General features: G+C 64.5%; 17 protein-coding genes, 1 pseudogene and 1 riboswitch. Of the genes and pseudogenes, 15 read left to right on the top strand and 3 right to left on the bottom strand.

Annotation, left to right across the window (positions count from 1 at the left end; all coding sequences use genetic code 11):
• Positions 1-155 precede the first annotated feature (155 nt).
• Genes ccoN through ACN9MB_RS18945 form a run of 10 tightly spaced genes read left to right on the top strand, consistent with a single transcriptional unit; the run spans position 156 to position 8,975 of the window.
• The gene (ccoN, locus tag ACN9MB_RS18990) at positions 156-1,601 is read left to right on the top strand and encodes a cytochrome-c oxidase, cbb3-type subunit I (protein WP_426269907.1); all 1,446 of its coding nucleotides are present in this window, start codon (positions 156-158) and stop codon (positions 1,599-1,601) included.
• 10 nt (positions 1,602-1,611) lie between these two features.
• Positions 1,612-2,253, top strand: coding sequence for a cytochrome-c oxidase, cbb3-type subunit II (ccoO, locus tag ACN9MB_RS18985; protein WP_426269906.1), 642 nt, complete (start codon positions 1,612-1,614; stop codon positions 2,251-2,253).
• Position 2,254: 1 nt separating this feature from the next.
• On the top strand, positions 2,255-2,395 hold the full coding sequence (locus tag ACN9MB_RS18980) for a cbb3-type cytochrome c oxidase subunit 3 (protein ID WP_204637214.1): 141 nt from the start codon (positions 2,255-2,257) through the stop codon (positions 2,393-2,395).
• Positions 2,392-3,327 carry a cytochrome-c oxidase, cbb3-type subunit III gene (gene ccoP / locus ACN9MB_RS18975; RefSeq protein WP_204637213.1) on the top strand — a complete coding sequence of 312 codons (936 nt, stop codon included), beginning with the start codon at positions 2,392-2,394 and terminating at the stop codon, positions 3,325-3,327. Before ACN9MB_RS18980 ends, ccoP begins: the two co-directional genes overlap by 4 nt.
• Positions 3,324-3,626 (top strand): hypothetical protein, encoded by a 303-nt coding sequence (locus tag ACN9MB_RS18970; protein ID WP_426269905.1) that lies wholly within the window; start codon positions 3,324-3,326, stop codon positions 3,624-3,626. The genes ccoP and ACN9MB_RS18970 overlap by 4 nt, the downstream gene beginning before the upstream one ends.
• The gene (locus ACN9MB_RS18965) at positions 3,623-5,176 is read left to right on the top strand and encodes a 4Fe-4S dicluster domain-containing protein (protein WP_426269904.1); all 1,554 of its coding nucleotides are present in this window, start codon (positions 3,623-3,625) and stop codon (positions 5,174-5,176) included. Before ACN9MB_RS18970 ends, ACN9MB_RS18965 begins: the two co-directional genes overlap by 4 nt.
• Positions 5,173-5,655 (top strand): hypothetical protein, encoded by a 483-nt coding sequence (locus tag ACN9MB_RS18960; protein WP_426269903.1) that lies wholly within the window; start codon positions 5,173-5,175, stop codon positions 5,653-5,655. The genes ACN9MB_RS18965 and ACN9MB_RS18960 overlap by 4 nt, the downstream gene beginning before the upstream one ends.
• A complete protein-coding gene (locus ACN9MB_RS18955) occupies positions 5,598-8,063 on the top strand; it encodes a heavy metal translocating P-type ATPase (protein ID WP_426269902.1) in 2,466 nt (821 codons plus the stop codon). Before ACN9MB_RS18960 ends, ACN9MB_RS18955 begins: the two co-directional genes overlap by 58 nt.
• Positions 8,060-8,263: a cbb3-type cytochrome oxidase assembly protein CcoS gene (ccoS, locus tag ACN9MB_RS18950; protein WP_426269901.1), complete on the top strand. Its 204-nt coding sequence runs from the start codon at positions 8,060-8,062 to the stop codon at positions 8,261-8,263. The genes ACN9MB_RS18955 and ccoS overlap by 4 nt, the downstream gene beginning before the upstream one ends.
• A complete protein-coding gene (locus ACN9MB_RS18945) occupies positions 8,253-8,975 on the top strand; it encodes a sulfite exporter TauE/SafE family protein (protein WP_426269900.1) in 723 nt (240 codons plus the stop codon). Before ccoS ends, ACN9MB_RS18945 begins: the two co-directional genes overlap by 11 nt.
• 137 nt (positions 8,976-9,112) lie before the next feature.
• Here ACN9MB_RS18945 and ahcY read toward each other — a convergent pair whose 3' ends face one another.
• Positions 9,113-10,546 (bottom strand): adenosylhomocysteinase, encoded by a 1,434-nt coding sequence (gene ahcY, locus ACN9MB_RS18940; RefSeq protein WP_204637206.1) that lies wholly within the window; start codon positions 10,544-10,546, stop codon positions 9,113-9,115.
• Between the two features lie 38 nt (positions 10,547-10,584).
• A riboswitch (S-adenosyl-L-homocysteine riboswitch) is annotated at positions 10,585-10,685 on the bottom strand.
• A 141-nt stretch (positions 10,686-10,826) separates the two neighbouring features.
• Here ahcY and ACN9MB_RS18935 point away from each other — a divergent pair.
• Both ACN9MB_RS18935 and ppc read left to right on the top strand, forming a co-directional pair.
• Positions 10,827-13,214, top strand: a pseudogene (locus ACN9MB_RS18935) (S9 family peptidase); the annotation flags it as partial.
• A 238-nt stretch (positions 13,215-13,452) separates the two neighbouring features.
• Entirely contained in the window at positions 13,453-16,158 is a 2,706-nt protein-coding gene (gene ppc / locus ACN9MB_RS18930) for a phosphoenolpyruvate carboxylase (RefSeq protein WP_426269899.1), read from the top strand.
• Between the two features lie 84 nt (positions 16,159-16,242).
• Here the strand turns inward: ppc and ACN9MB_RS18925 are convergent, their stop codons facing one another.
• Positions 16,243-18,111, bottom strand: a complete 1,869-nt coding sequence (locus ACN9MB_RS18925) for an ATP-binding cassette domain-containing protein (RefSeq protein WP_426269898.1) — start codon at positions 18,109-18,111, stop codon at positions 16,243-16,245.
• A 387-nt stretch (positions 18,112-18,498) separates the two neighbouring features.
• Here ACN9MB_RS18925 and ACN9MB_RS18920 point away from each other — a divergent pair, with 387 nt between their 5' ends.
• Positions 18,499-19,620 (top strand): D-alanyl-D-alanine carboxypeptidase family protein, encoded by a 1,122-nt coding sequence (locus ACN9MB_RS18920; protein ID WP_426269897.1) that lies wholly within the window; start codon positions 18,499-18,501, stop codon positions 19,618-19,620.
• A 105-nt stretch (positions 19,621-19,725) separates the two neighbouring features.
• Here the strand turns inward: ACN9MB_RS18920 and ACN9MB_RS18915 are convergent, their stop codons facing one another.
• The gene (locus ACN9MB_RS18915) at positions 19,726-21,900 is read right to left on the bottom strand and encodes a TonB-dependent siderophore receptor (protein ID WP_426269896.1); all 2,175 of its coding nucleotides are present in this window, start codon (positions 21,898-21,900) and stop codon (positions 19,726-19,728) included.
• A 265-nt stretch (positions 21,901-22,165) separates the two neighbouring features.
• Between ACN9MB_RS18915 and ACN9MB_RS18910 the strand changes: the two genes are divergently transcribed.
• Positions 22,166-22,951 (top strand): alpha/beta fold hydrolase, encoded by a 786-nt coding sequence (locus ACN9MB_RS18910; protein ID WP_426269895.1) that lies wholly within the window; start codon positions 22,166-22,168, stop codon positions 22,949-22,951.
• A 158-nt stretch (positions 22,952-23,109) separates the two neighbouring features.
• On the top strand, positions 23,110-24,042 hold the full coding sequence (locus tag ACN9MB_RS18905) for a helix-turn-helix domain-containing protein (protein WP_426269894.1): 933 nt from the start codon (positions 23,110-23,112) through the stop codon (positions 24,040-24,042).
• Positions 24,043-24,414 lie beyond the last annotated feature (372 nt).

Below are 24,414 nucleotides of genomic sequence, written 5' to 3'. Positions count from 1 at the left end.
ATGTGGTTGCCGAGCCGATCCGCGGCCCGCTCCTACGCCCGCCTGCGACAAACCGCAGCAGCGGTTTCCCTGGCGCCACTTGATCCAGATCAATTGGCGACGTCAGCCCGGCCCCCAGACTTCCTTCCGTTCAGTTATGCCTAGGAGTGGGCTTCATGGTGGGCGTCGAGGGGACTTACAACGACAAGGTCATACGGCAGTTTTCCGTCATGACCGTGGTCTGGGGTGTGGTCGGCATGCTGGTGGGCGTTTTCATCGCCGCCCAGCTGTATTGGCCTGCCCTCAATTTCGATATCCCGTGGCTCAGCTACGGCCGACTGCGCCCGCTGCATACCAATGCGGTGATTTTTGCGTTCGGCGGTTGCGCGCTGTTCGCCACCAGCCTGTACACCGTGCAACGCACCTGCCATGTGCGGCTGATCTCCGACAAGCTCGCCGCCTTCGTGTTCTGGGGCTGGCAGCTGGTGATCGTGGCCGCCGCCATCTCGTTGCCACTGGGCTATACCCAGGGCAAGGAGTACGCCGAGCTCGAATGGCCGATCGCCATCCTGATCACCATCGTTTGGGTGGCGTATGCGGTGTTGTTCTTCGGCACCATCGTCAAGCGCAAGGTGAAGCACATCTACGTCGCCAACTGGTTCTACGGCGCGTACATCATCACCATTGCGTTGTTGCATGTGGTCAACCATCTGGCCATTCCGGCCGGCCCGATGAAGTCGTACTCGGTGTACTCGGGTGCGGTGGATGCGATGGTGCAGTGGTGGTACGGCCATAACGCCGTGGGTTTCTTCCTGACCACCGCCTTCCTCGGCATGATGTATTACTTCGTGCCCAAGCAGGCCGATCGCCCGATCTATTCCTATCGCCTGTCGATCGTGCACTTCTGGGCGCTGATCGCCATCTACATGTGGGCGGGCCCGCATCATCTGCAGTACACAGCGCTGCCCGACTGGGCACAGAACCTGGGCATGGTGTTCTCGCTGGTGCTGCTGGCGCCCTCGTGGGGCGGTGCGATCAACGGCATCCTCACGCTGTCGGGCGTCTGGTACAAGCTGCGCACCGATCCGATCCTGAAGTTCCTCGTCGTCTCGCTCTCGTTCTACATGATGAGCACGTTCGAGGGGCCGATGATGTCGATCAAGACGGTCAACTCGCTCAGCCATTACACCGACTGGACCATTGGTCACGTGCATGCCGGCGCGCTGGGCTGGGTCGCGATGATCTCCATCGGTTCCATCTACGCGATGCTGCCGCGCCTGCTGCGCCTGCCCAAGATGTACTCGATCAAGCTGATCGACGTGCACTTCTGGCTGCACACCGTCGGCGTGGTGGTGTACATCGTCGCGATGTGGATCGCCGGCGTGACGCAGGGCCTGATGTGGCGTGCCACCGATCCGGACACCGGCACCCTCACGTATGCCTTCGTCGAAGCGCTCAATGCCACCAAGCCGTATTACGTGGTGCGCATGGGCGGTGGCGTGATCGTGCTGGCCGGCATGCTGGTGATGGCATGGAACATGTTCAAGACTTTCCGCCTGGCTGCCGCGAGCACCGAGCCGCAACCGCTGCTCATGCCCGATGCCGCCGACGCCCGTGCCTGAGGGAACAGACATGAGCAATGCACACGCAAAACTCGAAAAGAACATCGGCCTGATGGGCATCCTGGTGGCGGTCGCGGTGTCCTTTGGTGGACTCGCCGAGATCGTGCCTTTGATGTTCCAGGCCGAAACGATCAAGCCGCTGCCGGGCATCAAGCCGTACCCCGCACTGGAGCTGGCGGGCCGCGACGTCTACGTCCGCGAAGGCTGCTACAACTGCCATTCGCAGATGGTGCGCACGCTGCGCTTTGAAACGGAGCGTTACGGCCATTACTCATTGGCGGGCGAATCGGTCTACGACCACCCGTTCCAGTGGGGCAGCAAGCGCACCGGTCCCGACCTCGCCCGCGTGGGCCTGCGCGGCTATTCCGACGACTGGCATCGCGCGCATCTGCACAATCCGCGCGACGTCGTGCCCGAATCCAACATGCCCGGCTATCCGTGGCTGGCGGACAACAAGCTCGACGGCGAGGAAGTGGCCACGCACATGCGTGCGCTCAAGCGCATCGGCGATCCGTACAGCGAAGAAGACATCGCGGGCGCGGCCAAGGCCGTCGAAGGCAAGACCGAACTCGATGCCGTGATCGCCTACCTGCAGGCGCTTGGCACGCATGTGTCGCAGGCCGACATGCAGGCTGCCGAAGGAGCGGAGTGAGATGGTCCCTGGACTGATTACCGCATTCCTGCTGGTGCTCTTCGTCGGCTCCTGCATCTGGATCTGGCGGCCGGGTACCAAGCCCGCCATGGATGCCGCCGCGCAAATGCCGCTGGACGATGACAAGGAGGAAATCGCATGACTTCCGGATGGACCTGGTACGTCATCGCCATCGTGGTGGCCAACCTGATCGGTTGCGTGTGGCTGCTGCGCGCCAACACGCGTCGCAGCCCCACCGATCCCAAGCCCGATGAAACCGGACACGTGTGGGACGGCAACCTCACCGAGTACAACAAGGCGTTGCCGCGGTGGTGGATCAACCTGTTCTACATCACCATCGTGTTCGCCGTCGGCTACCTGATCTGGTACGGCGTGGGCAATGTGCAGGGCATCGGCCATTGGAGCTCGCACAAGGAATGGGCGCTGGAATCGGCGGCCGAAGACGCCCGCCTCGACGACACGCTCAAGCTCTATGCCGGCCAGCCCATCGACGTGCTGGCCAAGAACCCGCAGGCGGTGGAGATGGGGCGCACGATCTTCATCAATCGCTGCGCGGCATGTCATGGCTCGACCGGGCATGGCGCCAACGGCTTCCCCGATCTGACCGACGACATCTGGCATTGGGGCGGCACGCCGCATCGCATTCTGGAGACCATCCAGGAAGGGCGTCAGGCGGTCATGCCGGCCTGGGCGACCACGCTCACCGCGCAAGGTGGCCCGAGCGCAGTCGATGACACGATTGCCTATGTGTTGTCGTTGTCCAAGCCGGCGCAGGCCAAGGATGAGGCGACCGAGCGGGGCGAGAAATTGTTCCAGACCATCTGCGTGGCTTGCCATGGCCCGCAGGGCAAGGGTAACCAGGTCGTGGGTGCGCCGGATCTTTCGGATAGCTATTGGCTTTACGGCAGCAGCAAGGCCTCGCTGCACAGGACCTTGAACGAAGGTCGGCAGGGCGTGATGCCTGCATGGAAGCCGGTGCTTGGCGATACGCGCACGCGCCTGGTCGGTGCCTACGTGTGGACACTGTCGCCCCACAGGGATCCGCCGCCGGCGGGTGCAGTAGTCGCCGAATGAGCCAGCGGAACACCATCGTGCCCGCCCGTCACGAGCCTGCCTCGCAACGCCTCGGTGCGTTGCTGTGGCCGAGCTTCTTCGTGGCCGGCGTGGTGACGATGGTGTTCTTTGCCTTCATCGATCCGATCGCCCTGAGGGACATCACCTTTCCCTCGTTGAAGGTCGGGCGCGAATTTGGCTACACCCTCGGCTTCTTCCTCATCTGGCTGGCAACGGCCTCGTCGAGCCTGTTCACCTGGATCCTCCTTCGCCCCAGTCGCGAGGTGCGGTCTCTCAAAGGTCCCGGTAAGCAACCATGAGTCGCCGCATTCCGCTCAACGTCGTCGACGACGGGAGCGATTCGTACTACGTCAGCGAACGCAAGGTCTATCCGCGCGACGTATCCGGTCGCTTCAACCGCCTTCGGGTGGCTGCGGTCATCTGGTTGCTGGGCATGTACTACAGCTTTCCCTGGCTGACCTGGCAAGGACGGCAGGCGGTGTTGCTGGATCTGCCGGCGCGCAAGTTCCATGTCTTTGGATGGATGTTCCTGCCGCAGGACTTCCTGTTCCTGGCGTTGCTGTTGATCATCGCGGCGCTGGCATTGTTCTTCTTCACCGCGCTGGCCGGCCGCCTGTTCTGCGGCTACGCGTGCCCGCAGACGGTATGGACCGAAGTGTCGCTGTGGATCGAGCGCTGGTGCGAAGGCGATCGCAACAAGCGCATCAAACTGGATGCCGGTGGCTGGACGCGCGAAAAGATCCTGCGCAAGAGCGCGCGCCACACCCTGTGGATCGTGTTCTCGCTGTGGACCGGTTTCACTTTCGTGGGCTACTTTAGCCCGATCGGCGAACTGGCGCGCCGCACGCCCTTCGCATGGGGTGGCTGGGAAGCGTTCTGGATTCTGTTTTATGCGTTCGCTACCTGGGGCAATGCGGGCTTCTTGCGGCAGCAGGTCTGCAAGTACATGTGCCCTTACGCGCGCTTCCAGAGCGCGATGTTCGACCGCAACACTTTGCTGATCGCCTATGACCCGATGCGTGGCGAGCCGCGCGGACCACGCAAGCGCGGACTGCAGAGCGTGCTTGAACGTGCGCGGGGTCTGCTCGACACGGTCACGGCGTACGACTACGTGTTCCGTGCAAGCCAGCATCCTTCCGCGGCCGACAATCGCGCGCAGGCCGGCGGCACCATCACGCTGGCGGCCCTGGGCGAAGAAGCCAAGCCGCTGCCCAGGTTCACGCTCGACGAGCTGGGCGACTGCATCGACTGCACCATCTGCGTGCAGGTGTGCCCGGTCGGCATCGATATCCGCAACGGCCTGCAATACGAATGCATCGCCTGCGGTGCCTGCATCGACGCCTGCGACGAGGTGATGGGCAAGGTCGGTTATCCCAAAGGCCTGATTCGTTACACCACGCAGAACCAGATCGATGGAAAGCCGGCCAGGGTCTTGCGCATCCGCATCTTGATCTATGGGGTGTTGCTGTTCGCCCTGATGGGAGGCTGGCTGTACGGCGTGACCCACCGCAGCCCGTTGATGGCCGAAGTGCTGCGCGATCGCAACGCGATGTACAGCGAGGCCGCCAATGGCGACATCCAGAACGCTTACACCTTGAAGTTGGTCAACAAGGCGCAACAGGCGCATCGCTTCGCCATCGACGTGCGCTCCACTGATGTCGCCGACATTCGACTGGGCGGAGGATCGAAAGCGGTACTTGCGCAGAGCGGCGAAGTGCTCTCGATACCGCTCACGGTGACCGCCTCGTCGGAAACCGCCGGCCGTCATGAAGTGACATTCCACGTGCGCGATCTCGACGCCGACGCCTCCGTCGACGTCAAAAGCAGCTTCTTTGGACCTTTGCCATGAACCAGACACGCAGTACCTGGCGCGAACCGATGGTGTGGATGCTGGTGGGCCTGCCACTGGCATCGGTGGCCATCGGCTTCGCCTTGTTGTTTGCAGCCGTCCACCCCGGGCGCGAAGACATGGAGACCGTCACCCAGGCCACCCATGTGGGCAAGATGCTGGTATCCGCGCAGGATGCGCCTGCCACCGAGGTCTCCACCAAGGGGCTGGTGCTTCGATTGAAGGGCGACATGATCGAAGCCGTGCCGATGGATGGCGATTTCCCGCGCGGCGGCAAGCTGCGGCTCACGCTCAGGACTGGTGACGCGCAAGCGGTGGATCGCACCGTGGAACTATCGCCCAGCGAGCTGGGCTGGCGCGGTGTGGGATCGCTGGACGGTGGGCATGACTGGCTGGTCGAACTGAGCCCCGACAACGCGGCATGGTCGCTGCGTGGACGCTGGACGGTGCAAGCGCGAGCCATTCGCCTGACGCCCTGATCGTGGACCGTGCCGTCGATGTCGACCCGACCGGTCGGCCACAGCTCTGCTATCACTGCGGCGAGGCGCTGCCGCAGGAGCCGTTGCAGTTCGACGTCGAAGGCACCTCACGAGGCTTCTGCTGTCACGGCTGTGTTGCCGCGGCCGAATGGATCCGCCATTCCGAGCTGGGCGACTACTACCGCCTGCGCAGTGCCGCGGGGACGCGCGTCGAGGACGTGCCCGATCTCGCCAGCTGGGATCGCGATGACCTGTTGGGCGAACACGCACTGCCGGTGGCCGGTGGCCTCGAAATGACCCTGCTGACCGACGGCATGCGTTGCGCCGCGTGTGCGTGGCTGATCGATCAGGCACTGCGGCGCGAGGCGGGTGTTTTCGACACCAGCGCCAACGCGGTCACCGGCCGCATCCGCATCGGCTGGAATCCGGCGCAGGTTCGACTGTCGCAACTGCTTCAACGCCTGGCGATGCTCGGTTATCGCCCGTACCTCGCCACCGGCGCCGCACGTGAGCGCGAACGCGTGGCAGAGCATCGCCGTTGGCTGACGCGCTTGGGCATCGCAGGCCTGGGCGCGATGCAGACCATGATGTTTTCCGAGGCGCTCTATCTGGATTTCGGTCATCACATGGCCGGAGCGACGCGCGACTTCTTTCGCTGGACCGCCTTCCTGGTTGCCACGCCCGTGGTGTTCTATTCGGGCTGGCCGTTCCTGCAGGGCTGCTGGCGCGAGCTGCGGCAGCGACGTCCGGGCATGGATACGTTGATCGCCAGCTCGACGCTGCTGGCCTACCTTGCCAGCGTGGTGGAAACCGTCCGTGGTGGCGCACAGATCTGGTACGACGCCGCGACCATGTTCGTGTTCCTGTTGCTCACGGCGCGACTGCTGGAGCAGCGCGCGCGTCGCGTTGCCAGTGCGCAGGTGGATGCGCTCGCGCGAGCGCGTCCCACCCTGGCCGTCCGCGAACGCGATGACGGCAGTCGCGAGTCGGTGCCGGTGGCATCGCTCCAGGTCGGCGATATCGTCTGCATCGCGGTAGGCGAGGTGGTGCCTGCCGACGGTTGCCTGCTCACGGCGGAAGCGTCGTTTGAAGAGGCATTGCTGACCGGCGAGTCGCGGCCGATGACTCGTGCGAAGGGCGCCACCATCTACGCCGGTACGGTGTGCCGCGAGATTCCCGCGCGACTCGAAGTGACGCAGACCGGAGCTGCCACGCGTTTGTCGCAGCTGGCGCGGCTGGTCGAGCAGGCGCAAGCGCAACGCCCGCGTTTGGCGCGCATCGCCGATCGCATCGGCAGCGTGTTCGTCTCGGTGCTGTTGGTGCTGGCGGTGATCGTCTATGGGGTGTGGCGTTGGAACGATCCGGCCCGCGCGTTCGAAGTGACGCTGTCGCTGCTGGTCGTCAGTTGTCCCTGCGCGCTTTCACTGGCGGTGCCTGCCGCGTTGGCGGCAAGCCATGGAGCATTGGCGCGCATGGGCGTGCTCTCGATCCGCGCCGGCGGCCTGGAGCAGCTTGCGCGGGTCAACGACATGGTGTTCGACAAGACCGGCACGCTGACCAGCGTGCAGCTCGCGCTGGGCGACGTGCATACAACGGCCGAGATATCGCCTGCCATGGCCTTGCAGATGGCAGCCGCGCTGGAGCGCGACAGCAACCATCCGATCGCCCGGGCGTTCGCCGATACGAGCACGTCGCTGCAGGCACACGACCTGCGCACAGTGACCGGACACGGCGTGCTTGGACTGATCGACGGCAAGGCATGGAGGCTGGGGCGCGCATCGTTTGCGGGGCGTCGCGAAGACGATGGCCAGCTCTGGCTGGGCGATGGACAGCGGGTGGTCGCGCGCTTCTCCCTGCAGGAAAGTCTGCGCGCGGATGCTGCCCAGGCCATCGCCGCGCTGCGGGCGCTGGGCATCGAGCTACACCTCGCCAGCGGCGATGCAGCCAATCCGGTGCGGCGTTTGATGACCGAGTTGAAGATCGGCAGGGCGCATGCCCGCCAGTCGTCCGAGGACAAGCTGGCGCTGGTGCGCGCGCTGCAAGCCAAGGGGCGCGTGGTGGCGATGGTGGGCGATGGGCTCAACGATGCGCCGGTGCTGGCGGGCGCCGATGTATCGATCGCCATGGGCGAGGGCGCTTCATTGGCGCAGCGCGCCGCGGACATGGTGTTGACCTCGCCATCGCTGCTGCGGCTCCCCGACGCCATTCGGCTTTCGCGCCAGACGCAGCGGATCATCCGCCAGAACTTTGCCTGGGCGGTGGGCTATAACGTGCTCGCGCTGCCCCTGGCGATGACCGGGCACGTGACGCCGGCCATCGCGGCCCTGGGCATGGCGCTGTCCTCTCTGGTCGTGACGATCAATGCGCTCCGCCTGACGCGGTCGCGCAATACGGAGGCGACGCGATGATCATCCTGCTGATGCTGGTGCCGCTGAGTCTGATGCTGCTCGCCTTCGCGATCGGTGCGTTCGTATGGGCCGTCCGCAAGGGACAGTTCGACGACATGGATACGCCGGCGCTGGATATCCTGCGTGACGATAGCCGGCCGGACTCGCCTCCAGCAGGACGGGATGTACCGGGCAAGGATGTCGTTCCCGATGGCGATTGACTCGCTGGCGTTGTCGGCTGCGCTGTTGACCGGCGTGCTTGGCGGCGTGCACTGCGCTGCCATGTGTGGCGGCATCGCTACAGGTTTCTCGATGTGGTCGCCTCGCCATGGGCTGACGGCGTCCGTGCAGTTGAATGCGGGCCGTGTGCTTGGCTACGCGCTGGCGGGCGCCTTGGTCGGCGGTGTGGGCGACGGCGTGCTGCGCCTGTTCGAATGGCACGCGCTGATCGTCGGTGCGCGGATGGCGATGGGCCTGGTGCTGGTGCTGGTGGCGTGGCGCTTGCTCGACAAGCGTGGTCGCCTGCGTTTCCTCGGGCGTCCGGCCACACGCCTTTGGCGTTGGCTCCAGCCGTTGCAGCGACGTCTGCTTCCGGCGAACACGCCGCTTCGGCGACTCGTTGCCGGCATGCTGTGGGGATGGATGCCCTGCGGCCTCAGCGGGACGCTGCTGGCTGCCGCGTGGCTGCAGGCGAGTGCCGTGGGCGGCGCGGCCATCATGGCGGCGTTTGGTCTGGGTACGTGGCTGATGATGGTGCCGCTTACGTGGTCCGGCGTGAGGATGGGACGCTGGATGCAGCGCGAGGGGGCGCGGCGAGGCGTGGCGGCGTTTGTGCTGCTGGCTGGGGTGATGACGATGGCGGGGCCGTGGCTGATGCAGGTGCCGGCGCTGCATGGCGTCATGGGGTGGCTGGGGTGTGGATCGCTTCGTTGAGTCGCGCACAAGTGCGCTCCCACAAGTTGGCGGTATTCCTGTGGGAGCGCACCCTGTGCGCGACGCCGTTTGCCTCAGTCCACACAAAAAAAGGCCGCCTTTCGGCGGCCCTTTTCAATCGGCCCGAAGGCAAACGATCAATAACGGTAGTGATCCGGCTTGTACGGACCTTCCACCGGCACGCCGATGTAGTCGGCCTGTTCCTGCGTGAGCTTGGTCAGCTTCACGCCGATCTGCTCCAGGTGCAGGCGAGCCACTTCCTCGTCCAGTTTCTTGGGCAGGCGGTACACCGTGTTCTCGTAGACGTCCTTGTTCGCCCACAGGTCGAGCTGGGCCAGCGTCTGGTTGGAGAAGCTGTTGGACATCACGAAGCTCGGGTGGCCATGGGCGCAGCCCAGGTTCACCAGGCGGCCTTCGGCCAGCATGTAGATGCTGCGGCCGGTCTGCTCGAAGGTGTAGCGATCCACTTGCGGCTTGATCGTTTCGCGCGACACGCCCTTGGCGCCGTTCAAACGATCCATCTGGATCTCGTTGTCGAAGTGGCCGATGTTGCACACCAGCGCGTTATTCTTCATCGCCGCCATGTGCTCCAGCGTGATGATGTCCTTATTGCCGGTGGTGGTGACGTAGATGTCGCCCAGGCCCAGGGTGTCTTCAATGGTGGTGACCTGGAAGCCTTCCATCGCGGCCTGCAGGGCGTTGATCGGGTCGATCTCGGTCACGATCACGCGGGCACCGAAGCCCTTGAGCGAATGCGCGCAACCCTTGCCCACGTCGCCGTAACCGCAGACCACGGCGACCTTGCCGGCGACCATCAGGTCGGTCGCGCGCTTGATGCCGTCGGCCAGCGATTCGCGGCAGCCGTAGAGGTTGTCGAACTTGCTCTTGGTCACCGAGTCGTTGACGTTGATCGCCGGCACCAGCAGCTTGCCGGCTTCGGCGAGCTGGTAGAGGCGGTGCACGCCGGTGGTGGTTTCTTCGGACACGCCCTTCCATTCGGCGGCGATCTTCTTGAACCAGCCCGGACGCGCGGCGGCGGTGCGCTTGACCAGATCCTTGATGACCTGCTCTTCGTGGTTGCCGCTGGGCGTGTTGACCCAGTCGCTGCCGTCTTCCAGTTCCACGCCCTTGTGGATGAACAAGGTGGCGTCGCCGCCGTCGTCGACGATCAGCTGCGGGCCGAGCTCACCCGGGTGGGTCAGCATGTCGAGCGTGCATTCCCAATACTCTTCCAGCGTCTCGCCCTTCCAGGCGAATACCGGCAGTCCACCGGCGGCGAGCGCGGCGGCGACGTCGTCCTGGGTCGAGAAGATGTTGCACGAGGCCCAACGCACCGAGGCACCCAGCTCACGCAGGGTTTCGGCGAGCACGGCGGTTTCCTTCGTGCAGTGCAGGGAGCCGGACAGGCGCACGCCCTTGAGCGGCTTGTCCTTGGCGTAGCGGGCGCGGATCTGCATCAGGCCCGGCATTTCTTCTTCGGCCATGCGGATGCGGCGGCGGCCGAGTTCGGCGAGCGACATATCGCGGACCTTGAAGTCCTGCGAGGCGGAATCCTTGGTAACTGCGTTCATTTGGCTTAGCTCCGGGTGTTGCGGCTGAGAGCCGCATCGTTGTCCGGGCGCCGTTACAGTGAAAATCCGTCGAGCCTGGCCGGGTTCGTGGAACACGCTGGGTGTGCACGGAGCCGCGGTCGCAGCGCCCCTCGACGGGACGCATGAGTATAGCGTCCCCGGATGATGGTTTCGTCGCCGAAGGGCCATCGGGTTCAGGCCAACCATGACCGATGGCCTAGTGGCGCCGGCCGGCGAGAGGGTAATGTCGCAGGAGTCATGACACAGGGGATCGCCTCGCATGGATAAGTCGTTGCGCCGTTTCGTGCTGGCCGGCTTGTTGCTGGCCACCTCACCGCTGGTGCTGGCGGATACGCCGCCACCGGCGCCCGCCGCCACCGGCTATCTCGCGCCGCCCGCGCCGTTGCAGGCGCTGGTGGATGCGCCGCGGCCGCCGCAGCTGTCGATCAGCCCGCATCGCGACCTGCTGGCGCTCACCCAGACGCCGCCGCTGCCCGGCATCGACGTGGTGGCGCAGCCGGAACTGAAACTCGCCGGTCTGCGCATCAATCCACGCACTTATGCGCAGAGCCGCTTCGTGTTCGGCAGCGACCTGTGGCTGATGGATGTGGCCACCGGCAAGGAGATCCGCCTGCAGGGTCTGCCCAAGCCGCTGTCCATCGCCACCTCGGCGTGGTCACCCGACCAGCGCTATCTCGCCTTCAACCAGGTCAATGCGCGCGAAGGCAGCAACGAGTTGTGGGTGGTCGACATCGCCGCCCGCTCGGCGCGCCGGCTGATCACGCTGCCGTTGAATACCGTGGCAGGTCGCGGTTATCGCTGGATGCCCGACAGTTCGCAGCTGCTGGTGCAGTTGCAGCCCGAAGGGCAGGGTCCGGCACCGGTCGCCAGCATCATCCCGACCGGCCCGGATACGCAGCAGACGTCGGCTGGCGGTGGCGTGAAGGCCATCCGCACCTATCAGGACATGCTGCGCAACGAAGACGATGCGAAGTTGTTCGAGTACTACCTGCGCTCGCAGTCGGCACTGGTGTCGCTGGATGGCAAGGTCACCAAGCTCGGCGCGCCCGCCTTGACGCTTGGCATCGCCCCGTCGCCCGATGGCCGCTATCTGCTGAGCGAACGCGTGGAGCGTCCGTTCTCCTATCTCGTCCCCGTGGAAAGTTTCCCGCGTCGCATCGAAGTGCTCGATCGCGACGGCAAGCTGGTGAAGGAAATAGCCCATCTGCCGCTGGTGGAAGGCCTGCCGACCGGCAACGATGCCGTGCCCACCGGCGTGCGCGACATCACCTGGCGCGCCGATGCACCGGCCACGCTGGTGTGGGCGGAAGCACAGGATGGCGGCGATCCCGCACGAGCCGCGGATGTTCGCGACCTCGTGCAGACGCAGGCCGCGCCGTTCGAGCAGGCGCCGGTGACGCTGGCGAAACTCGGCGGCCGCTACGCCGGCGCGTATTGGGCCAACGGCAAGCTGGCGCTGATCGACGAGTTCTGGTGGAAGACGCGTCACGTGAAGGAATGGCGCGTGTCGCCCGATCAGCCGACGCAGGCACCCGCGCTGGTGCGCGAGGGCTCCTCGGAAGACCGCTATCGCAATCCAGGCACGCCCGCGACCATGCCCGATGAGCACGGCGAATCGCGCCTGATCGTCACCGCCGATGGCCAGAGCATCTATCGCCTCGGTGAAGGCGCCTCGCCCGAGGGCGATCGTCCGTTCATCGACCGGGTGAACCTGCAGACCGGCGCGAACACGCGATTGTTCCAGTCGCAGGCGCCGTACTACGAAGACCCGCAGATCCTGCTGGACGCAGAAGGCACGCGTGCGCTGATCTCGCGCGAGTCGCCCACCGAGCCGACCAACTACTACGTGCGCGATCTCGCCGCGAACGGCAAGCTGCGTGAGCTGACCCATTTCCCCAATCCGCTGCCGCAACTGGTGGGCGTGAAGAAGGAGCAGATCCGTTACAAGCGCAAGGATGGCGTGGAACTCACCGGCACGCTCTACTTGCCGCCCCATTACGATCCGAAGAAGGATGGCCCGCGCCCGATGCTGATGTGGGCTTATCCGGCCGAGTTCAAATCGGCGGATGCGGCGGGGCAGGTCACCGACTCGCCGTATCGCTTCAACCGCATCAGCTATTGGGGCCCGCAGGCCTTCCTAACCATGGGCTACACGGTGTTGGACAACTTCTCCGTGCCGATCGTGGGCGAAGGCAGCAAGGAACCCAACGACACCTACATCCCGCAGCTGGTGGCCAGTGCGGAAGCCGCGGTCGATGAAGTGGTGCGCCGTGGCGTGGCCGATCGCAACCGCATCGCGGTGGGCGGCCACTCCTATGGTGCGTTCATGACCGCCAACCTGCTCGCGCATACGCGCCTGTTCAAGGCGGGCATCGCGCGCAGCGGCGCCTACAACCGTACCTTGACGCCGTTTGGCTTCCAGTCGGAGGAGCGCAACTACTGGCAGGCACCGGAGGTCTACAACACCATGTCGCCGTTCAACTACGCGGACCACATCAAGGACGCGTTGCTGATGATCCACGGCGAGCAGGACAACAACTCCGGCACGTTCCCGATCCAGAGCGAGCGCATGTACGCCGCCATCAAGGGTCTGGGCGGCACGGCGCGGCTGGTGTTGTTGCCTAACGAGGCGCATGCGTACCGGGCGCGCGAATCGATCATGCAGATGCTGGCCGAGATGAACAACTGGCTGGACGTGTACGTGAAGCAGGCCAAGCCTGCGGGCAAGGCCGCAGCCGCGCACTGAGCGGCTGCGAACGAACAGGAGAGAGCGGGGCGCATCGTCGTCCCGCTTTTTTTATGTCGCTGAACGATTTTGTGGCATTGCACAAATGTGCCTCGCTTGGGGTAGTCTTGGACGTCCAGACATCCGCCACGTGGCATCGATGAACCAGCACCGCAGTCCTGAGTTCTCTCCGCACGACGCGCCCCTGCGCGAAGACGTCCGCCGCCTCGGCACGCTGGTCGGCACCATGCTGGCCGAGCAGATTTCCCCCGAATTTCTCGATGAAGTAGAGCGCATCCGCACAGCGGCCATCGAACGCCGCGTGGAAAATGCGCCGCTCGACGTGCTGGGCAGCCTGCTCACTGGCCTGGAAACCGACCAGGCGGAATCGCTGGCTCGCGCCTTCGCCACCTACTTCCAGGCGGTGAACATCGCCGAACGCATCCATCGCATTCGCCGCCGCCGCGATTACCAGCGCGAGGGCGGCGCGCCGCAACCGGAGTCGCTGCTCGATGTGCTGACGCGCCTGAAGGCGCAGGGCGTGGAAGCGGGCGAACTGATCGAGTGGCTGGAACGGTTACAAGTGGAACCGGTTTTCACAGCGCATCCCACCGAAGCCGTGCGCCGCTCACTGCTGGAAAAGGAACAATCGATCGTGCGCGCGCTGGTCGACAATTTCGATCCCACGCGTACGCCGCAGGAACGCAAGGAGGACGACGACCGCATCTTCATGGCGCTCAGCTCGGGCTGGCAAACCGCCGAAGCCTCGTCGGTGAGTCCCAGCGTGCAGGACGAGCACCATCACGTCGGCTTCTATCTGGCCAATCCCATCTATCGCATCGTGCCGGCGTTGTACGAGTCGCTCGCCGATGCGTTGCAGACGGTGTATGGCGTGGCCGTGCCGATCCCGCGCCTGCTGAGTTTCGCCACCTGGGTGGGCGGCGACATGGACGGCAATCCGAACGTCGGCGCCGCCACCATCGCCAACAGCCTGTCGACGCAGCGCGCCCATGTGCTCGAACATTACATCGAGGACATCGCCGGCCTTTCGCGCCTGTTGAGCCAGACCGAGGACCGCGTGGACGTGGGCAACGATCTGGCCCATCGCCTGTTCGACTACCGCGTCCGCTTTCCCGAAGCGGCGGCCAAGGTGCGGCCACGCCACGCCGACATGCCGTATCGCAGCCTGTTGACCATCATCGGTGCGCGCCTGCAGGCCACGCTCGAAGACGATCATCCCGAAGGGTATGCCTCCGCCGACGAGTTGCTGAAAGACCTGCGTCTGATCGCCATCAGCCTGATCGATCATCACGGCCTGCACGCGGGTGCGTATGCGGTACGCCGTCTGATCTGGCGCGTGCGCACGTTCGGCTTCCATCTGGCTCGCCTGGACGTACGCCAGGATTCGCGTGTGCACGACGATGCGCTGGCGCAACTGTTGAAGGACGACGACTGGTCGTCGCGCCCGCCGGACCAGCGCGCCGAGCGGCTGCGCCGTTTTGCCGGCGGACAGGACTCGCTGCCCAACAGCGACGATGCCACTGCCACGGCGCTGCACGACGTATTCGCCACGTTGCGCGAAGCGCGCGGCCGCTACGGCGCGGATTCGCTGGGCCTCTACATCATCAGCATGGCGCGTTCCGCCGCCGACGTGCTGGCGGTGCTGGCGCTGGCGCGTTACGGCGGGCTCACCGAGCAGGGCCGGGTGCCGCTCGACGTGGCGCCGTTGTTCGAAACGGTGGACGACCTGACGAACGCGCCCGCCACGTTGCGCGCGCTGCTCGATGATCCCGTCTACCGCGATCACCTGGCCTCGCGCGGCAATCGCCAGTGGGTGATGCTGGGTTATTCCGATAGTGGCAAGGATGGCGGCACGCTCGCCTCGCGCTGGGGTTTGCAACGCGCGCAGGTGGAGTTGCTGGAAGTCGCTGCGGAAGCCGACATCCGACTGTCTTTCTTCCATGGTCGCGGTGGCTCCGCCAGCCGCGGCGGTGCGCGTATCACACCGGCCTTGATGTCCTCCCCGCGTGGTTCGGTGGCCGGTGTGCTGCGTGTGACCGAGCAGGGCGAAGTCATCCATCGCAAGTACGGCATTCGCGCACTGGCGTTGCGAAACCTCGAACAGATGGTGGGCGCGGTTCTGCGCGCATCGCTGCGGCCGCGCACGCACGAGTCGCGCGAAGAGGAGTGGCGCGAGCGCATGAGCCGCCTGGCGGCGCGTAGCCGCGAACATTACCGGGCCTTCGTGGATCGCGAAGGCTTCGTCGACTACTTCCGTTCCGCCACGCCCATCGACGTGATCGAACGCATGACCCTGGGTTCGCGTCCCGCGCGCCGTCGCAGCATGCGCGGCGTGCAGGATCTGCGTGCCATTCCCTGGGTGTTCGCGTGGACGCAGTGCCGCTCGATCCTGCCGGGATGGTACGGGCTGGGGTCGGCGCTGGAATTCGGTGCGGCGGAATACGGCGAGCAGGCGATGTCGGAGATGGCGCATGACTGGCCGTTCTTCGCGAACATGCTCGATGACGTGTCGATGGTGCTGGCCAAGAGCGACCTGGGCATTGCCGAGGCGTTCTCGCAACTCGCCGGTCCGTTGCACGAACCGTTCTTCAGCATGATTCGCGAGGAATTCGAGCGCACGCGTCATTGGCTGATGCAGCTCAAGCACAACGACAGCCTGCTGCAGAATGCGCCACGGCTGGCGACCTCGATCGACCTGCGCAATCCCTACGTCGATCCGATGAGCCTATTGCAGGTGGATCTGCTCAAGCGCTGGCGCGAAGGTGGCGAGAGCGACGATGCCCTGCTCACGGCGCTGGTGGCGTGCGTGAATGGCGTGTCGCAGGGGCTGCAGAATACGGGTTGAGACTGGGGCAGTCGCGCAGAGGGTGCGCTCCCACAAAAGAGCGCTCGTTGTGGGAGCGCACCCTCTGCGCGACTGCCTTTCGCGTCAGCCGTCCAGCTCCGCCCAGCGTGCGTAAGCCGTATCCAACTCGGCCTGCAACTTGGACAACGCCTCATTGGCCTTGGTAAGCGCCGCATTGTCCTGGCGGAAAAACTCCGGATCGTTCATCGCTTCGCTGCGCGCAGCGATATCCGCCTCCAGCTTCTCGATCCGCCCGGGCAACTGCTCCAACTCGCGCGCATCCTTGTAGCTGAGCTTGCGCTTTGCTTCCGGCACAGCGGCAGGGGGGGCGACCACGGGAGCCTTGCTTTCCAGACTCTTGATCGAAGGTGCCAATGGCGACGGGCGCTGGCGCAGCCAGTCGGTGTAACCGCCCACGTATTCACCGATCTTGCCGTGGCCTTCGAGCACCAGCGTGCTCGACACGACGTTGTCCAGGAATTCGCGGTCATGCGAGACCAGCAGCAAGGTGCCCTGGTATTGGGTCAGCAACTCTTCCAGCAGCTCCAGCGTTTCCACGTCCAGGTCGTTGGTGGGTTCGTCCATCACCAGCAGGTTGGAGGGCTGCGCGAACAGCTTGGCAAGCAGCAGGCGATTGCGTTCGCCGCCCGACAGGCGAGTGATCGGCGCGCGCGCACGTTCCGGCGAAAACAGGAAGTCCTGCAGATAACCGATGATGTGCTTGCGCGAGCCGTTGAGCTCGATGAATTCACGCCCTTCGGCCACGTTGTCCAGCGCATTGAGCTGATCGTTGAGCTGCACGCGGTGCTGGTCGAAGTAGGCGATCTGGATGCCGGTGCCCAGCGTGGCGTGGCCACGGTCAGGCTTGAGTTCGCCCAGCATGATCTTCAGCAGCGTGCTCTTGCCGGCACCGTTCGGACCGATGATGCCCACGCGGTCGCCGCGCATGATGGTGGTGCTCAGGTTCTCGATCAGCACGCGACCGCCGTAACTCTGGTGCACGTGCTCCAGGTCGATCACCTTCTTGCCCGACGCCTGCGCATGGGCCATCGTCATCTTGACGTTGCCCGAAAGTTCGCGACGCTGCGAACGCTCCACGCGCAACGCCTTCAAGGCGCGCACGCGGCCTTCGTTGCGCGTGCGGCGCGCCTTGATGCCCTGGCGTATCCATACTTCTTCCTGCGCCAGCTTCTTGTCGAAGTGCGAGTTCGCCTGCGCTTCGGCGTGCAGGCGTTCTTCGCGGCGGCGCAGGTAGTTGTCGTAGTCGCCGGGCCAGTCGGTGAGCTGGCCGCGATCGATCTCGACGATGCGCGTGGCCAGTGCACGCAGAAAACTGCGGTCATGGGTGATGAAGATGATGCTGCCTTCGAACTGGCGCAGGAACGCTTCGAGCCAGCCGATGGCTTCGATGTCGAGATGGTTGGTGGGCTCGTCGAGCAGCAGCACGTCGGGCTTTCGCACCAGCGCCTGGGCCAGCAACACGCGGCGCTTCATGCCGCCGGAGAGCGCGGCGAAATCGGTGTCGCCGGGAAGCTCCAGGCGCGTCAACACGTCGGTGACGCGTCGGTCGAGATCCCAGCCGTGCTGCGCTTCGATCTGCGTCTGCACATCGCCCAGCGCATCCATGTCGCCTTCGGCGAGCAGGTGGTGGTAGCGGGCGAGCAGCCGGCCGAGATCGCCAAGGCCTTGCGCGACCACGTCGAACACACTGCCGGCGGTGTCTTGCGGCACCTCCTGCGCCATGCGCGCAACGACGATGCCGTTCTGCACACGTACTTCGCCATCGTCGGCTTTCAACTCGCCGGCGATCAGCTTCATCAGGGTGGATTTGCCTTCGCCGTTGCGACCGACGATGCACACGCGCTCGTTCGCCTCGATGGAGAGGTCGACGTGTTCGAGCAGGAGGGGGCCGCCGATGCTGAAGTCGACGCGCTGGAGTTGTATCAGGGACATCCGGCCATTTTAAGCGATGCGCTGCAGCAATCGTTCGCTTTGCCGCTCAATACCGGCGCCTATCGGCCGATGAGGAAAGGCCGGAGGAGAAGGGGTGCTCCCGGTCGATGAGGCAGGCGTCTGGCGGAGTAATTGTTTTTTAACGAAAAAATGTGGCGCCTACACGCAAATAGTCCTTTCGCCATACGCTTTTTGCGGGCACACTCCCTTGACGCGTAGACATCGCCTTCACGGTGAAATCTACGTTACGACTCAGCCGGGATGCTGTCATCGTTTTATCGTCCATGGAAACATGGACTTATGTGACCTAATTCAAGTATTGTCTTGACCCGTGGCGACGGTGCTGCGGTTCAGGGTTTGTAACGCCGGTTGAAGCGAGGAACTGGGGTGGCTATCAAGTCCAACACGCTGGCCAGGGCAGCATCCTGGCGCCAAGCTCTACTGGCGTTGCTGGTAGTCGTTGCCGGCAGTTTCGCGAGCGTGGCCCAGGCGGGCTATGCCGCCATCGTCATCAATGAAACCGACGGCCAGGTGATTACGGCAGTGAATGCCGACGAGCCGAATCATCCGGCCTCGCTGGCCAAGATGATGACCATGTACCTCGCCTTCCAGGCGATCCAGAACGGCACGTTGAAGATGGACCAGGAACTGCCTGTGTCCTCGTGGGCCGCCGCCAAGGCGCCGACCAAGCTCGACCTGCGCAACGGCCAGACCATCACGGTCGAAGATTGCATCCTCGGCATGATCACCAAGTCGGCCAACGATGCCGCCACCGTGGTCGCCGAAGGCCTGGGCGGTTCCGAGGGCCACTTCGTCGAGATGATGAACGCGCAGGCCCAACTGCTGGGCATGAGCAACACGCGCTTCGCCAACGCCTCGGGCCTGCCCGATCCGGACGACACCACCACGGCCCGCGACATGAGCAAGCTGGCCATGGCGCTGTATCACGACTTCCCGCAGTACTCGCACTTGTTCGCGACCAAGGACTTCATGTTCCGCGGCCGTCTCGTGCGCGGCCACAACAACCTGATGGACAAGTACCCGGGGATGGACGGTCTGAAGACCGGCTTCACCAACGTCTCGGGCTTCAACCTGGCTTCGACCGCGGTGAAGGATGGGCGTCGCCTGTTCTCCGTGGTGATGGGTGGGCGCACCGCCGGCATGCGCGACCGTCTGATGGCTCGCCTGCTGGACGATGGTTTCGAGAACCAGGAAACGCCTGCCGCCTTGATCGCCCAGGCCGGTGAAGCCCCGGCAGCCGTGGCGGGTGCGAAGGGTCGTCGCGTGAAGGGTGGCGTCGCCGCCAAGGCCACCGCCGTGGCCGATGCCACGCCGGCTTCGCGTCGCCATCACCGTCGCGGCGCGAAGGCGGACACGGTTGCCAGTGCGGCGACCTGCTCGAAGAAGAAAAAGGGCGCGACTTGTCCGGCTACCACCGCGCGCAGCACGAAGGTGGCAACGGCGGCGGGGCAGAAGGTTGCCTCCGTGGGCGGATCGCCCGACAAGTAAGCGCCGTTCGAATCGGATTGCATGAAAAGCGGGCTGCCTCAGGGCGGCCCGTTTTCGTTGTGGGACCTGATCCGGCGGCAAGCGGCGCCGCCGGAGGTTCACGCATCAGAAGAACTTGTAGTTGAAGCTGAGCATGAAGTTCGCCGGCGGTGCGTTGTACAGATTGCTGTAGTCGTCCAGCACGAAGTACTTGCGGTTCAGCAGATTGTCGCCGTTGACCTGCAGCGATGCATGCTCGTTGAACGCATAGCGCGCCATCGCACCGAGCAAAAGCACGGAAGATTGATTCACGTACTGCGTGCCGTTGGGACCATCCACCGGCGCCTTGCTCGCGTCCTGCCAGTTGATGCCGCCGCCGACGGTCAGCCCGCTCAGGCTGCCGCCCAGCTCGTAGGTGGTGAAGGCGCGGACCAGCACCCGTGGCAGCGCGGTGTGGATGGCGCCTTCGCCCGGCGCCTTGATGTTGAAGTGCGACCAGCCGATGGTGCCGTTCCAGTGGTCGCTGAACTTGCCCGACGCTTCGAGTTCGTAGCCGCGCGACTGCGTGCCATTGAACGAGGTGTAGGCCTGCGTGATGCCGTCCGGCAGATAGCCGCCGGGAATGGCTTCGGCCACGTTGCTCATGCGCGTGTCGAACAAGGTCAGCGAGGTATTCAGCGCGCCGTCGAAATGGCGGCCTTTGATGCCGAGCTCGCGGCTGCTGCCGATCATCGGATCGAGATAGCTGCCATCCTGATAGCGGTTGGTCTGCGGATCGAAGATCTTGGTGTAGCTGGCGAACGCCGAATAGTTTGAGGTGATGTCGTAGATCAGGCCGGCATACGGCAGCGTCTTCGATTGCGACTCGTGGTAGACGCCCAGCACGGCATCGTCGGTGTCGTTCTTCCAGCTGCTGTAACGCGCACCCACGATCAACTTCAGCGGATCGGCCAGCGACAGGCGTGCCGCCGCGTACGCACCCTGCTGGCGAATGCGCGTATCGGAAACGAATGCCGACTGCGACGCGAACGGGGGATACGGATAGTTGCCGGTCCACTGCAGGAAGTTGCCCGGGTCGGGCAGGTCGCCGCTGGGATAGTCGAAGTAATCGTTGGAATAGCTCGAACCGTTGATGCCGACCACCAGCTCGTGCTCGCGGTCGAATGCCTGGAACGGTCCGGTGGCATACAGATCCACCATGTTCTGGCGACCGCGCTGGAAACTCTTGTACGCATACGGCGTGACGCCCTCGCCGGTTTCCCGGTTGGGGAAACCGTAGACGTAGAACAACGCCGAATCGGCATCCGTCTGCCGATGGCTGGCCTCGGCGTGCAGCTGCCAGCCGTTGTCGAAGTCGTGCTTGAGCTGCACGAAGGCCGTCTGCGTGGTGTTGTTCCAGTACGTCCAGTTGGCCGCACTGCTGAAGCTGCGCGGCCAGTGGATCAGCGTGCCGTCGTCGTAGAACGCGGGGAACGAACCCCAGGTGACGCCGGTCGGCTTGGTCTTCTGGTAGTCGTAGCCCACGCTGAGCACGGTGTGCTCGCCGAGGTCGGCGTCGACGACGCCATAGAGCACGTTCTTCCTGTTGTGATAGCGATCGAGATACGAGTCGCCATCCTCGTGCGTGGCCACCAGGCGGGCGCGCACAGTGCCCGATGCATTCAGCGGCGTGGAACCATCCACCGTGATGCGCCTGGTATTCCACGAACCGTAGCTCAGCGTCACGTCGGCTTGTGGCGTGGGGCTATCGGCGTGTTTGCGCACGAAGTTGATCATCGCCGACGGGCTGCCCGCGCCGCTCAGCAGGCCGGTAGCGCCGCGGATCACTTCGATGCGGTCGTAGACCGAGGTGTCCAGCGAGCCGTCGGCGGACTGCGCATTGAGACTCGACGCCACCGGCACGCCGTCGTACGCCATGTTCTCGATCAGGAAACCGCGCGACCAGAAGATCACGCGCTCGGTGTCGTATGCGGTGGACTGCACACCGGTGGTGTTGTCGAGCACGGCGCGCACCGAGGTGAGGTCTTGATCGGTCATGCGCTGCGAAGTGATCACGCTGATCGACTGCGGCGTGTCCTGCAGGGTGAGCGGCAGGCGCGTGGCCGCCGAATTCTGGTCCACCGTATACGCAGGCAGCTGTTGGCCCTTCACGTTGACCGCGTCGAGCGTGGTGGTCTTTTTCCTGGCCGTGCCGTCGTCGCCATCCGGCGTCGTTTGCGCCTGCGCCAGCAGTGGCATGGCGGCGAGAAGGGCGAGGAACAGCGGACGGACGCGCAGCCGCGGGCGGCAGCAATGATGCATGGCAAACCCCTACATAGTGAGACGTGGCGACGAGGCTTGACCTGGTGGCGTCGGCTGGCAGGGGTGATACAAGCGTCATTTTCGCAAATGATAACCAGTCGCATTAACGCGGTGCAAGGCAACAACGGCGGGTAGGCCCTTGCCGACGGGCGTCTGGGCGTCTACTCGCTGCCGGGGATTGGGCTGCACGGGCTGCTGCCGCATGATGGTCGACTGATTTCGGTGAGGAACCGTCGTGCCAACGTCATACAGGTCCCGAACAGGGATGCATTGGCTCGAAGAGGGCCCGGATGATGCGCCGGCCGTGGTGCTTATCCATGGCCTTGGCGGGGACGCGCAGTTCTGGGGAGTCGAGCAAGCTGCGCTCGCCAGGCACTTCCGGGTGCTCGCGGTCGATCTGCGCGGTTCCGGATTGTCGCCGGGTACGGTCGAGGCGTTCTCCATCGAGGATCTGGCACGCGACATCGAGTCCATGCTCGACGAGGCCGGGATTTCGTCCACCCATGTAATTGGATTCTCCATGGGCGGCGTCGTTGCCCAGGCGCTTGCGGTCGCGTCGCCGCAGCGGATCGACCGTCTTGTGCTGGCGGCGACCTTTGCGGTCGTCAATCCGCAGGCGCGGCTTTTTCTCCAGGCGATCGGTTCGGTGTATCGCGACGGGTTGTCCGCCAGGCAACTCTATGAGCTGGTATTGCCCTGGCTGTTCTCCGTGGCGTTCCTGGACGACTCGCGCTCGGCGCCGTATCTGGCGTATCCGGACGAACAGGGCGAGGAGCAGTCGCGCGACGATTGGCTGAGCCTGCTTGCCGCACTGCTTGCATTCGATGGGCGCGCGCGCCTCGGCGCCATTCGCGCCCCCACCCTGATCATCAGCGGCGACGAAGATTGTCTCGCGCCATTGGCCGGTGCAGAAGAACTGGCCCATGGCATCCACGGATCCGTGCTGAAGATCGTCGCGGGCGGGCATCTCATGAACGTCGAATCGCCGGACGAGTTCATCGGGCAGATCGAACGATTTCTCTTGCCGCACCGGCAGCCCGCTCTCGCTTAGCCTGCCTCACGCCAGTGATTTTGTTGCGCGCGAAACCATGACTTTCGTGCCATCCGGCGAGTAAATCCCCTGTGCTAGCATCCCGCGGAATTTGCATCTCGCTGCTGTGCGAGATGAAAAGACGTGGTGCCATCGAGAGCCGACAGGGGGCGTTGGGGATGGCTGATGATGTTCGCCATTCCGCCGCACATATCGCGGCGGACGTGCAGGACGATCTGCCGCAGGAATTGACGCGGCCGGTGTGGCAGACAGCACCTGTCGCGAGAAATTGCGATGCTCGCGTGGAAGTGGCCGTGCAGCCGCGCGGCAGGGTCCGGTTGTTGAAGGACGTCACCGCAATCCGTCGTCCAAGCCCTTCCGCCGAGGCGCAGAGCGAGGCCGATCACTATGTGCTGCAACTGCTGACGGCAGGATCGCCGCAGGGCGACATTGCCAGTGGCGCGATGTGCGCGGATGTCGGGGATATCTGCATCGTCGATCCGATGCAGCTTTGTCCATCTCCGGTCGAAGCGGTATCGATCGCGATGTCGCGTCCCGTGCTGGAGAGTGCCGTCGGTGTGCGCCAGCTGCACGGTGTCGTGCTGAAGGCGAATGCGGCGATGACGCCGGTGATCGGCTCCTTGTTGATCGCGTTGTGTTCCCTGGTGGCGCCGTTGCCGGACATGCAGGCGATGGCGGCGCAGGAAGCGATCATCACCCTGCTCGCGGCGGCACTGAAGGACCACCGCACAAACGACGCTGCGCTCGATGCTTCCGTGCTGGGCGCGGGCCTGCGCCAGCGGATCGTCGAATTCATCACGCGCAACGTCCAGTTGCTCGAATTGTCGCCGGAATTTCTCTGCCACCATTTCAAGGTGTCGCGCGCGCATCTCTATCGCGCTTTTGCCAGCGATGGCGGTGTAGCGAAGGTGCTGCGCAACATCCGACTGGATGCAGCCTATCGGGAGCTGACCCAGCCGGCGCGAAGTTCGCGTTCGATCACCGAGATCGCCTACAGCCTTGGTTTCTCCAGCGGCAATCAATTGCTGCGGACGTTTCGCAGTCGCTTCGGCGTCACGCCCAGCGACGCCAGGACGAGCGAGCAGGGCTGATCGCCCGAAGGTGGTGAGGACCCGCGCTGGCCTCGATCGCTCCCGTGGCGAAGCCTTCACGTCTCCTGCGCAAATAGCCGCGGACTGCACCACGGCGTTTGAAATGAGACGCCATGCCGAACGAAAAGAGACGCCACGCCGATTTTGCGCGGCGGCGGTTGCATACGCTTGCGGCGAGCTTTCCATAAGGCGCGGCGGATTCGGTACAGGGCATCGATCCGCGTGTGTTGGCGGTTGGTCGGCCGGAGAACCCCCTCCGGCACAGGGGTTATAAAAAGTGGCGACGTCTCTCTCGCATTTAAATCGATTCACCATCGATGGTCGCCCGCATGCACGGGCGCGCCTGCGCACGCATCGCGATTGCCGCCGCCC

The organism is Dyella kyungheensis (genome assembly GCF_049913195.1).
Lineage (GTDB): Bacteria > Pseudomonadota > Gammaproteobacteria > Xanthomonadales > Rhodanobacteraceae > Dyella > Dyella kyungheensis.
Note: the sequence above shows the minus strand (reverse complement) of the source record. Positions and strands in the feature narration are given on the sequence as shown.

Excerpts from the sequence above, each read along its gene's own strand:
- ACN9MB_RS18980 (WP_204637214.1), top strand. The coding sequence starts at position 2,255 with ATGGTCCCTGGACTGATTACCGCATTCCTGCTGGTGCTCTTCGTCGGC.
- ccoO (WP_426269906.1), top strand. The coding sequence starts at position 1,612 with ATGAGCAATGCACACGCAAAACTCGAAAAGAACATCGGCCTGATGGGC.
- ACN9MB_RS18925 (WP_426269898.1), bottom strand. The coding sequence starts at position 18,111 with ATGTCCCTGATACAACTCCAGCGCGTCGACTTCAGCATCGGCGGCCCC.
- ccoN (WP_426269907.1), top strand. The coding sequence starts at position 156 with ATGGTGGGCGTCGAGGGGACTTACAACGACAAGGTCATACGGCAGTTT.
- ACN9MB_RS18915 (WP_426269896.1), bottom strand. The coding sequence starts at position 21,900 with ATGCATCATTGCTGCCGCCCGCGGCTGCGCGTCCGTCCGCTGTTCCTC.
- ACN9MB_RS18910 (WP_426269895.1), top strand. The coding sequence starts at position 22,166 with ATGCATTGGCTCGAAGAGGGCCCGGATGATGCGCCGGCCGTGGTGCTT.
- ACN9MB_RS18970 (WP_426269905.1), top strand. The coding sequence starts at position 3,324 with ATGAGCCAGCGGAACACCATCGTGCCCGCCCGTCACGAGCCTGCCTCG.
- ccoS (WP_426269901.1), top strand. The coding sequence starts at position 8,060 with ATGATCATCCTGCTGATGCTGGTGCCGCTGAGTCTGATGCTGCTCGCC.
- ACN9MB_RS18965 (WP_426269904.1), top strand. The coding sequence starts at position 3,623 with ATGAGTCGCCGCATTCCGCTCAACGTCGTCGACGACGGGAGCGATTCG.
- ppc (WP_426269899.1), top strand. The coding sequence starts at position 13,453 with ATGAACCAGCACCGCAGTCCTGAGTTCTCTCCGCACGACGCGCCCCTG.
- ACN9MB_RS18945 (WP_426269900.1), top strand. The coding sequence starts at position 8,253 with ATGGCGATTGACTCGCTGGCGTTGTCGGCTGCGCTGTTGACCGGCGTG.
- ahcY (WP_204637206.1), bottom strand. The coding sequence starts at position 10,546 with ATGAACGCAGTTACCAAGGATTCCGCCTCGCAGGACTTCAAGGTCCGC.
- ACN9MB_RS18955 (WP_426269902.1), top strand. The coding sequence starts at position 5,598 with ATGGTCGCTGCGTGGACGCTGGACGGTGCAAGCGCGAGCCATTCGCCT.
- ccoP (WP_204637213.1), top strand. The coding sequence starts at position 2,392 with ATGACTTCCGGATGGACCTGGTACGTCATCGCCATCGTGGTGGCCAAC.
- ACN9MB_RS18960 (WP_426269903.1), top strand. The coding sequence starts at position 5,173 with ATGAACCAGACACGCAGTACCTGGCGCGAACCGATGGTGTGGATGCTG.
- ACN9MB_RS18905 (WP_426269894.1), top strand. The coding sequence starts at position 23,110 with ATGGCTGATGATGTTCGCCATTCCGCCGCACATATCGCGGCGGACGTG.